Source organism: Coleofasciculus sp. H7-2 (assembly GCF_042747725.1).
GTDB lineage: Bacteria > Cyanobacteriota > Cyanobacteriia > Cyanobacteriales > FACHB-T130 > FACHB-T130.
The window spans coordinates 33,883-47,795 of sequence record NZ_JBHZGO010000001.1 but is presented as its reverse complement, the minus strand read 5'-3'; the positions used below and the strand labels follow the sequence as shown (position 1 = coordinate 47,795).

Annotated in this window: 11 protein-coding genes; 4 read left to right on the top strand and 7 right to left on the bottom strand. The window is 47.7% G+C overall.

Features of this window, described 5'->3' with window-relative positions:
* Positions 1-49: 49 nt before the first annotated feature.
* Together ACFW2W_RS00230 and ACFW2W_RS00225 are read left to right on the top strand one after the other, a co-directional pair.
* On the top strand, positions 50-1,060 hold the full coding sequence (locus ACFW2W_RS00230) for a glycosyltransferase family 2 protein (protein WP_378171800.1): 1,011 nt from the start codon (positions 50-52) through the stop codon (positions 1,058-1,060).
* A 166-nt stretch (positions 1,061-1,226) separates the two neighbouring features.
* Complete coding sequence (locus ACFW2W_RS00225; protein WP_378171798.1) at positions 1,227-1,937, top strand: TVP38/TMEM64 family protein; 711 nt, start codon at positions 1,227-1,229, stop codon at positions 1,935-1,937.
* A gap of 131 nt (positions 1,938-2,068) precedes the next feature.
* Here ACFW2W_RS00225 and ACFW2W_RS00220 read toward each other — a convergent pair whose 3' ends face one another.
* Positions 2,069-3,979, bottom strand: coding sequence for an abortive infection protein (locus ACFW2W_RS00220; protein WP_378171796.1), 1,911 nt, complete (start codon positions 3,977-3,979; stop codon positions 2,069-2,071).
* A 182-nt stretch (positions 3,980-4,161) separates the two neighbouring features.
* The gene (locus ACFW2W_RS00215) at positions 4,162-4,962 is read right to left on the bottom strand and encodes a hypothetical protein (protein ID WP_378171794.1); all 801 of its coding nucleotides are present in this window, start codon (positions 4,960-4,962) and stop codon (positions 4,162-4,164) included.
* Positions 4,963-5,509: 547 nt separating this feature from the next.
* On the opposite strand from ACFW2W_RS00215, the gene ACFW2W_RS00210 reads away from it, so the two are divergent.
* Together ACFW2W_RS00210 and fmt are read left to right on the top strand one after the other, a co-directional pair.
* A complete protein-coding gene (locus ACFW2W_RS00210; RefSeq protein WP_378171792.1) occupies positions 5,510-6,361 on the top strand; it encodes an OmpA family protein in 852 nt (283 codons plus the stop codon).
* 230 nt (positions 6,362-6,591) lie between these two features.
* Complete coding sequence (fmt, locus tag ACFW2W_RS00205) at positions 6,592-7,593, top strand: methionyl-tRNA formyltransferase (protein ID WP_378171790.1); 1,002 nt, start codon at positions 6,592-6,594, stop codon at positions 7,591-7,593.
* On the opposite strand, the gene ACFW2W_RS00200 is transcribed toward fmt, so the two are convergent.
* From ACFW2W_RS00200 to cofH, 5 genes are all read right to left on the bottom strand, one after another.
* The gene (locus ACFW2W_RS00200; RefSeq protein WP_378171788.1) at positions 7,555-7,806 is read right to left on the bottom strand and encodes a hypothetical protein; all 252 of its coding nucleotides are present in this window, start codon (positions 7,804-7,806) and stop codon (positions 7,555-7,557) included. The two genes, fmt and ACFW2W_RS00200, sit on opposite strands and share 39 nt — an antisense overlap.
* Positions 7,807-8,103: 297 nt before the next feature.
* Entirely contained in the window at positions 8,104-9,063 is a 960-nt protein-coding gene (locus ACFW2W_RS00195) for a KGK domain-containing protein (RefSeq protein WP_378171786.1), read from the bottom strand.
* A gap of 114 nt (positions 9,064-9,177) precedes the next feature.
* On the bottom strand, positions 9,178-10,254 hold the full coding sequence (ccsB, locus tag ACFW2W_RS00190) for a c-type cytochrome biogenesis protein CcsB (RefSeq protein ID WP_378171784.1): 1,077 nt from the start codon (positions 10,252-10,254) through the stop codon (positions 9,178-9,180).
* Between the two features lie 237 nt (positions 10,255-10,491).
* On the bottom strand, positions 10,492-12,243 hold the full coding sequence (locus ACFW2W_RS00185) for a DUF3352 domain-containing protein (RefSeq protein ID WP_378171782.1): 1,752 nt from the start codon (positions 12,241-12,243) through the stop codon (positions 10,492-10,494).
* Positions 12,244-12,286: 43 nt separating this feature from the next.
* Positions 12,287-13,447: a 7,8-didemethyl-8-hydroxy-5-deazariboflavin synthase subunit CofH gene (gene cofH / locus ACFW2W_RS00180; RefSeq protein ID WP_378171781.1), complete on the bottom strand. Its 1,161-nt coding sequence runs from the start codon at positions 13,445-13,447 to the stop codon at positions 12,287-12,289.
* Positions 13,448-13,913 lie beyond the last annotated feature (466 nt).

Genomic DNA, 13,913 nt, shown 5'->3' with positions numbered 1-13,913 from the left:
AGTCAAGTTAGGTGAAACTTGACATATATTAGCTTGTCTTTGTTTTTTTATGTCCTTAGATATTGACCCAGTAGAACTCTCTGTGGTAGTGCCGCTTTACAACGAGGAGGACAATATTGACTACTTGTTTGAGCGACTCCTATCGGTGCTGGAAACCATGAAGACGACCTACGAGATTGTTTGTGTCAATGATGGCAGTAAGGACAGTACCCTGGAGTGTCTAATTGAGCATCATCATCGTAACCCAGTGATTAAAGTCGTCAACTTGTCCCGCAACTTTGGCAAAGAAGTCGCCCTCAGTGCCGGACTCGACTATGCTGTGGGTGCTGCCGTAGTCCCGATTGATGCCGACTTGCAAGATCCGCCAGAGTTAATTAAGGAACTGGTAGACAAATGGCGCGAAGGCTATGATGTCGTTTATGCGACTAGGCGATCGCGTGATGAAGGTTGGCTGAAAAACTCTACAGCCAACGCTTTCTATCAGATAATTGGTAAGATGAGTCGCGTCCCCATCCCCCGCAATACCGGAGACTTTCGGTTGCTCGATCGGCGTGTGGTAGAAGCCATCAAGCTACTGCCAGAACGAACCCGATTTATGAAAGGACTATTTGCTTGGGTGGGTTTCAAGCAAACCTCTGTTTTATTTGATCGTCCCCCACGTTATAAGGGAACTACGACGTGGAATTATTGGCGTCTTTGGAACTTTGCCCTAGATGGGATTACTTCCTTTAGTTTTCTCCCTTTGAAAGTATGGAGTTACGTGGGCGTTACGATATCTTTTGTGTCATTTGTTTACGCTACCTTTTTATTAATTCGTACTTTAATTTATGGGATTGATGTTCCAGGTTATGCTTCCATAATGGTGGCGGTGTTATTTCTGGGGGGCATCCAGCTAGTGACATTGGGGATCATTGGCGAGTATCTCGGTCGTGTCTATGAAGAAGTCAAAGGACGCCCACTTTATTTGGTGCGTGAAGCTTATGGTTTCAGAAGTCAGCAGTCAGCAGTTAGCAGTCAAGAGTCTTTAGTGATATCCGAAGAAGTAATGACTAAGGACTAATAATTAATGGCTATAGCAATCCTATTTGATTTGTAATATATTTTTTTTGACGAACCGCCTTAGCGAAGCCATGCGCGTTAGCGCTTTAGACGCCGAGAACGCCAAGGAAGAGAAAGAAGAGAATTTTAGGAATCACTTAGGATTGCTATAAAAACCAAGGAGTTTTTTGTTGAACGTTAAAAGCGGTATTTTTCTACTTACTGCCGTCTGCATTGTAGCGACGGGACTCGCAGTATATTTTTTGGGAGGCATCGATCCAGCTCAACTCCAAACATGGCTGAATAAAGCTGGCATCTGGGCACCGATTATTTATATCGTTTTCTACAGCGTGGCGACACTGTTAATCTTGCCTTCAACAGCGCTAAATCTCACCAGCGGCGCGATTTTTGGCCCTTGGTTGGGGACGCTTTGGACGAGTATTGCCGCCGTGATTGCTGCTGTGGTGGCTTTTGCCTTTACCCGCACTGTGGGGCGTGAATTTGTCGCCCAAAAGCTGTCTGGACGCTTGCAAGCGATTGATGCGGAGATGATTCAGGGTGGCTTATTCTATATGTTTGCCATCCGCCTACAACCAGTTATTCCTTACGGCTTAGTTAACTTTGCCGCTGGTTTGACTTCAATTCGCTTTCGGGATTATCTGTTAGGAACTATTCTCGGAACCATTCCGGGAGTGTTGCCATTTGTAATGTTAGGTAGTTACGGCTTACGGGCGCTAAAAACGGGTGATTTCTTGCCCTTAATTGGTGCCTTGCTATTAATTGCGATGCTGATTGGGGGTGCGACTTGGTATCGTCGCCGCCGCCGCGATCCTCGAAAAGCTTTAGAAGAGATTGAGCAGAAGCACCTTAACAATCCCACAAATAAAGAAGACGAGTAGCGATCGCATTCAGATTAACCCTATCTATATACCAATCCTGGCATCAATTGTAAAATCCTCTTCTTTCTCTTCCTTGGCGCTCTTGGCGTTCTTGGCGGTTCGTAAAAAAATCTCTTACTAATCAGGAACATTCAACGAGTGCGATGACCTAAAAGTGCCGTAGGGGCACGAGGTACAATATCTGGATTAAATCCCCCCACTTGGTTAGTCCGAATTACCCACAAAGTGGCACCATTTTTCAACAAAATAGTGGCAATTTCATCATGCGCCCGTCGCGGTAACATAGTTCGCCAAGTTGTTGCTGCCTTAAGGATAGTGGTAATCGTGCCGTCCGCTGTCCTAGTTCCTGCTAAATTCTCAGCGTTTTCTTGCCAATCGGAACGAATAATTCCTAAAGGTGCTAATTGCTTTTCAAGCGATCGCCCTAGTTTCACGAGTTGCTGAAATCGTAAGGTTTGGGCGTCTGTGGGATGACGCCGCAACCACTCTTGAATCCGGGGATTGGACGCCACCTGTTTCTCTACCTGCTTAATCGTCACAAAAAGCGCTTGGTTAGCATCTTGTACGCAAGAAGTGGAGGGTGTCACCACTGAACTACCCGTTCCATCCCCAATCCGGTAGCGTGCCATCATGATATCCAACTGGCGCATAAATTCCTTCATGGGTGACAGTTGGATGCCATCAAAATTATAATCTTGCGTCACAGCATCTAGCTTGACAATCACATCGGATACAGGTCGATTTCCCAGCCAACCCCGCTGCAAATCTCCCATGTAAGTAGACCATTTCATTGTCCCAGCAATAATGCCATCGGGATTATGGGCGTAAACTTGTCGGTACTCGATGTCAAAGCGTAACTCATTCGTGAAGCGATCGCGCACGACAGTCGCAATTCCATAAGCAAAGTGTCCCGTAACTACACCCAGCGGTTCGGCTTCGGGTTTTTTACCCCCAATTCCACCGTATGTATGAAGGACAATTGCTTTATCTCCCTCACGCCATTTCGATACCGCCTGGTCAAATTGTTGACTTTTTGGATCGAGTAAAACTATCTTGGCGGTTCCTTTTTGACTTTCAGTATCTTTCCAAAGTTCTTTTTTGATATAGGAAATAGCAGATTTCTGATTTAACCGCACTTCATCCGGTTGCAGACGCATCAGGGCGCGGGGTTCAATTGCTTGCGTGACAAACATTCCCTCGGCATCTTTTGTCCCATAAATGTACCAGCCTGTTGGATTGAGAGGAGAATTTTCAATTCCTCGATTTGTTGACCGAGTAATCCCGTTGCGATCAGATGGCACTTGAGGAATGCGAATCGTTTCTAAAAGACCATCGAATTGTTTTGATTTTTTATTAAAGTGACGCACAACAAAGCGACCCTCTGAAGGAGATGCTGCGCTAACGCTGTCTGCTTTTTCCCGTTTAATAATCGTAACTAAAGCATAAATGCGACCCGTAATTTGTACAGGTTCTTGGGCAATCATCAGAGATGGACGTTCTTTTTTGTTGCTGGTGACAACACTTGGGTTTTTGAGTTCCACAATGACATCATCTTGAGGTCTCGCCCCAGCCAGGGACTCTAAGGGATCAACATTTTGCCAGTTGTTTAATCGGTCGGGATGCAAATTTCCAGTTTTTTTACTGTCCTCAGTTGCCTGAATAAATTTGACATTTTGCGTTACAGCCCGGACAAATTTTTGCACTTCTGAGTCCCGGCTCCACTCTAAATTTACAATCTTTCCTACTAGATTCTGATGAGCGGTATCGGCATTGTAAACTTCAAAAAGTACCGATCTTTTGGGCTGTCGCTGCTCTTTGGGTAGCAATATCAGACGTCCCGTCCACACGCTAACGGGTTGATAAACACTGGATGAGATAGTTTGATTAGAAGGATAAAAACTGGGTTGATTGAATTGACTTTTGAGATATATCTCATAATTTGATAAATTGTGTTTATTAGCAGATTTTTTTAATGTATAATAAATAAAAATACCTGAACCCAAAAGCAGCAAACTCAGGCTAACTATAATTGTTAAAAACACCCGTTTAAATCGTTTAAATTTAATCAAAATTTAATTATAAATATATAATTATTGGCAGTTCTAAGCTAGATTCATCAGACAAAAAAGAAGGATGAAGTTTGAAATTCCGGCTGACAGTCTTAGCAAAGCACTTTTTCTGTCACCTTCAATCTTTTTCATCCTTCATCCTTTATCTTGTGCCTTTAGAAATGAGCCTGTGGCCCTGCCCAAGAATGGGTAATCGTTTGACCAAAAATGAGGGGTTGATCCTCAATTGCGGCTACGGTTTGACCATTCAAATCAACAGCCCACAAAGGCCACTCTTCCTCGCCCAATTCGCCTGCTCGAAACAGAACTTGGTCGGGATTAGTGTGACTCCAGCCTAACAACACCGCGTTGGTGTAATCATCGCGGTTAGGAGAGAGAGTCGTAGTGCGATTCTGCTGACGATCCCAAACAACGGCATAGTCAGAAGCATCGGACGTGCTAAACAAACCTTCAAATTGCCGTGCTAAGACGCGATCGCCCTTCGCCGACCACGAAATGGGGATCAAGATGGCGATGATCCCCGGCATATCCGCTTCTTCGTTACTGACAAAGGGATTGTCAGCCAAAGGAGAAGACGCCGAGATCGTTCGTAAATCCCCTGTCCTCAAATTTTCCACAAACATCACGCTGGAAATGCGGCATTGGTACAACTCCGGCTGCACCTGCAACTGAATCCGGCTGTAAGCAGCGTACTGACCATCCGGAGACACTAAGGAGGGGCTGCGATAATAGCGTAGCCCAGTGCCGCCGTTGGCGGTAACTTCTGCATAAGTGGTCATTACCCAATTCCACGGAACGGGATGAGGGCTATCGAGGGGGTCGATTTGCACTACTGCTTGAGTCATGTCGGGCGCAGCTTCAGATAATTCCTTTCGGGCTTGCGGATATTGCATGGTAGAGGGACCTGCGGTTGTAGACGCAGCCGTGCCAGCTAAGGCAAATGAGCTAGGAGCCATCAGCAGCGCAGCCGCAATAAGCGGAAGGTATGGTTGACTAGAGAACCATACTGAGCGGAAGAGGCGGATGAACATTGATTGGGGGTGGGGTTGCTAAACGGCGTTTCTTGTGTGAGGAGTAACGCCCAAGGAACAGTGCAGCGTCCCTATATCTATATGTATAGCCACAAAACCTGTCAAAAAAAACAAAAGATGTAAAAAAATTTATCATATCTCTATGAATCCGGCTTGATGGGTGAAACACCTTATCGCTCTTGCTATGATATTTTTCCACAAGACGGTCGAAAAGCGATTAAAAATTAATCTAAGGCAAGAAATTTTCTTGAGGGCAGGTTGGCTGATTTCTACATACTTGCCTAGATAGTGGCTGAGGGCTACCTAACAACATCACAACGGCAGTGTAGGGTTATATCCCAAAAGTATTCCCAAACGTCTCTTGGCGCAAGTTGATAATGCGATCGCCCATTTTTATTGCTTCGGACAAAGAAAAAAGCTGAATCGCATTATCGAGTGTTAATCTGTTGTCTGAATAAAAATGGGAAAACGGGTGACAAAACAAGAAGCACCATTTGCCGATAACACTTCCCCTCGCCAATCTACAGGCATTGGGCGGTTTTTACTGGTTTTTCTCTGGCGACTGCTGTTGCTGGGGGTGGGAAGTGGCTTGGCGTGGCTGTTCGGTCTCGTCTTGGCAGGTGTCTTTCCCGACCTGACTCCAGATGTGCCCCTAGTTGTGAAAGTGCTGCGCCGCGCCAAATCTGAGACATCAACCTCCTCTACTTTTAAGCCGTCGCCTGTCACAAGTGCCAGTCCGCCAGTAGAACTGAGTGCGGATCAAAGACGGCAACTGCAAGCAGAACTGCAACAGTTACAGGCGGATTTACAGGCACTGCGCGATCGCACGACCAAGCTGGAAACCCAAATTGGTCGCCAGAGTTCCACCGAACCCCTAGCCGCGCGGCTACAAGAAATCTCTCAGCAACTTCAAGGCGATCGCGTTCCCAATCCCAATCAACTTACTGCCGCTTCTAGGGTTTCTTTACCATCGGATGCCTTGAAAGTCACTCTGCCTAGCGACTTATTGTTTAAAGACAGCGATAGCGTTCTGTTGCCACAGGCACCCGCGATTTTGGATAATGTCATCGCCGATTTACGTAACTACCCAGGTGCCACAATTCAAATTGCCGCCCACACCGATGACATTGGTGAAGCCACGGACAATCGAGAACTGTCGTTCCGACGCGCCCAAGCTGCTGAACAATATTTATTCACTGCTTTGGAGAAAAAATACCACATGATTGTTGTTGGTTGCGGCGAAACTTTTCCCTTAGTAGAAAATAATAGCGATATCAACCGACAACGAAACCGCCGTATCGAAATTGCGATTATTAACCCTTAGTTTTTAGTTTGCTAGCTAATGGCTAATGGAAAAATTGCTTTTCAATAAATACCAATTTACCAATCAATACGGTTCGGTTAGAGCGAAGAACACCAAAGTTCGCGTAGGGAATGGTTGAGGTAACGTTACCCAACAAAACATAAGCAAGTGTTGGGTTTCGTTCCTCAACCCAACCTACAATTATTTTTAACCGAACCGTATTGAATTACCAATTACCGTTCCCCAAGGAAATGAAAGTCATATTTTTTGGCACCCCACAATTTGCCGTCCCTACCTTAGAACGGTTACTCGCTAATTCAGAATTTGAAGTTTTAGGCGTTGTTACGCAGCCGGATAAACGCCGGGGACGTGGCAACCAAATGATGCCTTCTCCAGTCAAATCAGTAGCCTTGGCGCATCAGCTACCTGTTTGGCAACCGCAGCGGATTAAAAAAGACGAGGAAACGCTTGCTCAGCTACAACAGACAGATGCGGATGTTTTTGTAGTGGTGGCATACGGACAAATTTTGTCCCAACAAATTCTAGATATGCCCAAATTGGGTTGCATCAATGTACACGGCTCGATCTTACCCAAGTATCGGGGTGCTGCTCCCATCCAGTGGTGTCTCTATCATGGCGAGACAGAAACGGGGATCGCAACGATGCTGATGGATGCGGGGATGGATACGGGTGCGGTGCTGCTAAAAGCTGATACGCCGATTGGACTGTTGGACAATGCTCAAGATTTGGCGCAAAAGCTTTCTGAATTGGGGGCAGATTTATTGGTGGAAACCCTCCTGAAGCTGGAACGCCAGGAAATTGAACCGATCCCCCAAGATGAATCGCAGGCGACTTATGCGCCGCTGATTAAAAAGCCAGATTATTGTCTTGATTGGTCGAAAAGCGCGATCGCATTACATAACCAAGTCAGGGGATTTTTCCCGGATTGTGTGGCGACATTTCGGGGGAATTCTCTCAAAATCAGCGCGACTGCCCCTCTGGGATCGGCTTACTGGCAAATAGTCCCAGAATTAAAGGCGCTATCGGATTGGTCTTCCTTGTCCTCTGGTTCGGGACATCCAGGCGAAGTCGTGAGCATTGCCAAAGGATTTGGCCCGATTGTTCAAACTGGCGATGGACTGTTGCTGTTGCGAGAAATACAGATGGCTGGAAAGCGCCCTCAGTCTGGTTGGGACTTTGCCAATGGGACTCGCTTAACAGTGGGGGAGAAATTGGAGAGTTTTGAGATTTGAGTTGTAAAAGACTTGCAGCGATCGCCTCTGAATTCTGAATTTTGTTGGTAACAAAGATCCCTTTCCAACTCGTTCTAAAACGGCGTAGGTTTTCCCTTGCAGATCGAGATAGTTACCTGGATGCGGTGTCCAATCCAGATCGACATTGCCAAGGGACTGAAGCGGATGCATCACAATCACCTCGGTGGGTAAAGAGTATGGCTCCCTAAACAACAGATGTGTTCCTAACTACATCTTCAAAGTATCGCAGTTAGTCATCATGAAACTTTCAGTGGATGCAATGTCAAAATCAAGGAAGACAAAACTTTTCAATGACGGCTGATGAAGCGAATCGGCGTTGAAACGGTTGAAGTGCGATCGCTTCTTTTGTAATTCCAGGACTTACGCAAAGCTTATACATATAGTGTTTTGTAGGGGCAATCCCCCTGTGGTTGCCCCAGGTGTGGTGATCTTGCGTAAGTCCTGATCAGTTGGCTTTTGAGCGATAATACTCACCCAATTTCCGCTTCCCTACTGATTGTTACGCCAGCTAGCTTCATTCATGTCTTGCCAGACATCATCAAGTAGCGAGTCTGATGGGTTTTCTTCCTTTTCAGATATTCCTGTGAGATCCAGCTCGTCCGCACCAAAGGCTGATTCTCCTGTGAGATCCAACTCGTCCGCACCGAAGGCTGATTCTCCTGTGAGATCCAGTTCATCGGCATCGAAGGCTGACATTCCTGTGAGATCCAGTTCGTCCGCATCGAAGGATGGTTCCGGTGCCAGTTCCAAATCTTCCGCACCGAAGGCTGACATTCCTGTGAGATCCAGCTCATCGGCATCGAAGGATGGTTCCGGTGCCAGTTCCAAATCTTCCGCACCGAAGGCTGATTCCCCTGTGAGATCCAGTTCATCGGCACCGAAGGCTGATTCCGGTGCTAATTCCAGTTCATCGGCATCGAAGGCTGATTCCCCTGTGAGATCCAGTTCATCGGCATCGAAGGCTAATTCCGGTGCTAATTCCAGTTCATCGGCATCGAAGGCTGATTCCGGTGCTAATTCCAGTTCATCCAAAACCGATTCTGGCACCTCTATTAGAATTAGCTCTTCCTCATAGATTAACGGTGCCTCGGCTCCAACTAACACTTCCTCATCGAAGGCGGCTGGTATCGGTGCCTTTTGTGGCTCATCGTCTTCAATGGTTGAGGGCTGCTGCGTCTGTGGATCTTCCGGGCAAAATTCCAAGCTAAATCTCACTTTTCCTTTTTGCCAGCCATTAGAGCCGAATTTCAGCACTTCGCAAGGAATACCTTGGTCGCTAAACCAGCCATCCTTTTCTTCTGTCCATCCACCTAAACCATATTCCAATTGCGTTCTGATTGCTTCTGCGAATTCACCGACTCTGAACGTGCGGTGCCCAATTAAAATTTGGGAAGACTCATCCACAGAGAGAACTTCACCTTTAACTAGCGAGTCGAACTGATTATCCACAACCATCTCCCCCGGTTGAATTGATAGTTTAAAGAGTTATTCGTTATTGGTGATTGGTCATCAGTCATTGCTAATGGCTAATTGTTAAAAGCCGTTCGCGAATTGACTAAAAGATCAAAAGAACCAACCGTAGCTGTGGAGTCCTTTACCTAGCAAATTGACCCCAAGATAGCAAATCCAGACGACAACAAAGCCTGTCGCTGCCAAAATTGCCGGTCGTCTTCCTTGCCAGCCTTTGGTGATGCGGGCATGGAGATAGGCGGCAAATACCAGCCAGGTAATCAGTGCCCAAGTTTCTTTAGGGTCCCAACTCCAGTAAGAACCCCAAGCTTCATTTGCCCAGACGGCACCAGCAATAATTCCAATCGTCAGCAGGGGAAATCCCAGTCCAATGATGCGGTAGCTGATGTTATCTAGAGTTTCGGCAAGGCTCAGTCGCTGGGGCGAAAGGGTTGGTAATTCAGAAATCGCCCCTTCTTGGGAAGGTTGGGAGGTGACTAAATCGAGAACGGCTGTTTTAGAGCTGCCATTGCTTTCAAAAACACGAGTTCCGGCAGCAGATGACTCGCTGGTTGCTCCTTGTGGCTGAGGCACGAGATCGCTGGCGCGTTGCAGACGGTAGGGGCGTGCCAGACCATTTTTACTGCGAAATCCGCCAGTTCCCACAGAACTGCCTCTGAGTTCGACATTCTGACCGCCACTCACCACTAAGAAAGCGATCGCCAGCAGCGATCCCACCATCAGCGCTGCATAGCTGAGCATCATGACGCTGACGTGCATCATCAGCCAATTAGATTTTAGCGCCGGAACCAAAGGCTCTGCCGACTGCATGGTAGATGGCAACGTCAAGGCAGCAAAAGCGGTGATAGCCATCGCAATCGGTGCCGTGGCGACGCCTACCAAACGGCTCTTGCTCATATTTTCGGCAATCAGATGGATGGTCGTAATCCCCCAAGCCAGGAAGAAGAGGGATTCATAGAGATTGCTCAAAGGGAAGTAGCCGGAGTCCAGCCATCGTGCGCCCAGTAGGGCGGCAATGCAGAGGTTTGCGATCGCCATCCCTGCCGTCGATAAAGCCCACAGATAGGGGATGCGATTGAAAGCTGCCCCTACCCAGTAAATCAGCATCGTCGCAAACAGGACGGCGAAGGAGATATTATCTAACCCATTCTGGAGTGCAACCAGGTTCATCTTGTATTCTTTCCAGCAATTGTTATCAAAGTCGCTCACACAAGCGCCACTTTGATCCTATCGGTTCTCGTCGCTCTGATGCTTGGTAGAATCACCCAGGTTTAGACAACTGATTGTTATTTTTTTTAACGCTCTCGTCCCGCCAAGGCAATTGCAGAGGTACGCAAAACCCAATAATTCCTTTGCGTACCGAGAGCGTAAACCTTTGCGTACCGAGAGCGTTAAAAAAAGGAAAATTTAAGGAGAGGGGCTAGGACTGGGTTCTCCAACTTTCTTCATATTGACGAAGATATCAAAACGGCTACTGCGATCGCTACTGATGCCACCCGTGACGCCAATAGAGCGCATCGCGTTTGTAAAGATTTTTTGATTGGGATCGACTTGCGAGAGCGACAGATTCCCGGCGTTAATGGTACGGTCAACATCAATGAAAAACAGACCGTTCTTGGGATTGAGCTGCTGCCCAAGCGCTTGTTTGAATAACTCGCTGTCCGCTAAAGTCGCTTGGGGCTTGGGGACGATAGTACTAGCAACAGGTGCCCCCAATGTCAGGAAAGCGACATTGCCATCTAACCAGCCGTGAGTGGCGGCTAAGCCACCCAGTTGCGATGTCCAATTGATGATGGGTTGACCGTTGAGAGTCGTTTCTTGTACCTGAAACTTATATTGCTGTGCCATCACCTCATCCAGCTGCTTGAGGGATTTTTCAGCTCTAGCGCGATCGCTTGTCTGCACTAGGAACGCCACCCCAGCACCTAAAATCGAGGGAGTTCCTTGAGGTGTGGGAATTAAAGCCAGAGAAAACTCGCCTTTCATCCAAGGCAGCAAATCTTCCTCTAAATCTTGACCCAATTTAGACCGAATCTCCGCTTTCATCTGTTCTGGACTCACCCGGATCAGCGGATTCGCTTGGGCACCCTGGACGTAATCTTGCCACAACTGCTGCAAATTGCCACCAGAGGTCATTATCAGGGTATTGCCAGGGAGACGCCGAGGCATACTCTTGGCATTATTTTCCACCACGTACTTTGTATCGCTATTCGGCTTCAGCCAAGAAACTCCTTTAAACAGAATTCCCTCTGGTTCCAAAGTTACCGTCGCGCCTACCCCCTGCCTTTGTTGAACGGAGGCGAGATTTTGGGGAGAAAGCGATCGCGCCGAATAATTGGCTGCCATTGCTGTCGCTACAGGCACATTAAAATACACTTTGGCAAATGGCACTCCCGCTTTAATCTTACCTAAAGCCTCTGCGTAGCCCGGAGTATCCGCCAGGGAGGCACCGCCTTTATAAGCGTCAATGACACGCTCCGTCCCTTTCGGATCGGTGCTAACAATTAAGGAACGATCCAGCAGCGTCGTTGAGAAGTTCTGGGCGGAACTGCCTTGGGTTTCTCGAATCTTGATGCCTTTGTAATTGCGTTCAACTAACTTGCTAGATGTCGGGTTTCTGGATTTTTCTAGAGCTTGCTTTGCTTGCAGAGGATTTTCAATCGGTAGTACCATCACCACCGATTGTTGCCCAACCGGGACGGCATTGGGATTCTGGGGTAGCTGCTGTGACAAAAAAGCGATCGTGACTTCTTTGCCTACCCAAGGCTTGATATCTTGCTGGTAGTTGTAGCCGTTAGCGGTGAGGAGATTTTTTTCCAGTTCAGCGAGTTGTTTGCCAAATGCGGCTTGGCTAGCGGGAGTGCCATACTGCCGCAGTTGCTGCCATTGCTTTTCATCAGTGGAAACTGACACGGCGAGTAAGGTATCTTGGGGAACCATCTCGGCACCCACCGGGACATCGCCCTGAAACAGATTCCGCTGCATCAGCAGCCAGTAAGCCACTGCGCCGCCAGCAATCAGCAACACGGCAGCTGCCACAGTCAGAAGGGAACGTTGATTTTTCTGAGGCATAAACCAAGTCAAGAGTCGTAGGAGCGAAGCATTCGGGCGAGCCATCTTGAGCAACAACCGACTGATTCGGATGCAAATGCTGTGCAACGCTTACGCCCGGATCTGAGGAGGGCGAAATCTGACTGCCCGCTCAGGAGAGAACAGCAACCGTGTCCCTCTTTAGCACTCTGTAGAGTGTATCCCTTTGTTGGTAAGGACGCCCTAATGAACTAATTGCTTCCTGCAAAGTTTCCACTTCCATGCAGGTGCCGCCAACTGCCCCAGCCATTGTCGTAATATGCTCCTCCATTAAGGTGCCGCCGATGTCATTGCAGCCCCCTTTCAGAGCTTCCACCGCACCTGCAAGACCGAGTTTAACCCAGCTGGGTTGATGGTTGGGAATCCAGTTTCCTAAAAAAATTCGCGCCACAGCAGTCAGCAACAGGGCGTCTTCCAGAATCGGTTGATCTCGTCCCACGCGACGACGCAGGGGTTTGGGGGCTTCTTGACCGACGAAAGGTAACAGGATAAATTCGCTAATCCGGGCAGGATATCCTTGGGCGATCGCGGTTTGTTGGAGCGATCGCAACTTTTCTAAATGCTGCATCTGCTGTTCTGGCGTCTCAATATGACCCGAAAGCATCGTGCTAGTTGTTGGCATTCCTAACTTGTGTGCCGTTTCCACAATTTCCAGCCAAGTTGCTGTATCCAGCTTTTCCGGACAAAGGACTCGTCGCACTTCATCGTTCAAAACTTCCGCCGCCGTCCCCGGCATTGAGCCAACACCGGCATCTCGCAGCGCCGCAATCACCGACTCGTAGCTAAGACCATCTTCCCTGGCAATGAATTGTACTTCCTGGGGGGAGAAGGCGTGGAGGTGCAGTTGGGGAAATTCCTCTTTGATTGTCTTCACCAGTCGCAGGTAATAAGGCAAAGAAGCACCGTTGATTTTTGCCTGGAGATGCAGTCCCCCCTGCATACAAATCTCCGTCGCACCCCGCCGGACTCCATCGGTGGCTTTTTCCAAAATTTGGGGACTCTCTAACCAAAATGCGCCTTCTTCGCCTTCATCCCGGCGAAAGGCACAGAAACTACAGTGTTGTTCGCAGATATTGGTGAAGTTAATATTGCGATTGATCACATAGGTGACAGTCTCACCCGCTTGGCTGAGTCGCAGCTTGTCAGCTGTTTCTCGAATCGCTGACTGGACATCTGGATCGGTTTGCTTTAATAGTACAACTCCCTCTTCTTGTGACAAATCGCCACCTGCCAGGGCACGCTCAAGAATGGCATCAACAGTTTTAGTCGTCACAGCACTTCCGGGTAAAGTAGGTCACTCTTCTCAATTTTGGCAGTAAATGCTTTTTCTGGGAGTTCGCTCTTCAGCGCCAGCAATAAGTTTCACGGGTTCATCGGGTAGCCAAAATCGATATAAAACCAAAACCCACGCCTAATTTTGCACCAAGCCTCTTTGGCGTTTTCTATATTGAGCAAATTTAGCCAAATACCGAGCGATTTAATGGTATGAAATAGTAAATATTTATAATCAGACACCCGCGATCGCGTTAGCGAATCGGCTGGAGAAACTAGCTATCGTGTCAGCGTGCCCACAAGCATTGAATCAAAATTTCTCTCCCTATGCTTCAGGAGGGCAGTTTAGTTCCATTGTCGGTTTATTCGGAAGGTTATCGATAAAAACTACCTCTAAAATCCATAGATTTCATTCAGTTCTATTGGTTGCGGGCATATTGCCCCGTCTTGGTTTCATCAAATTTCCG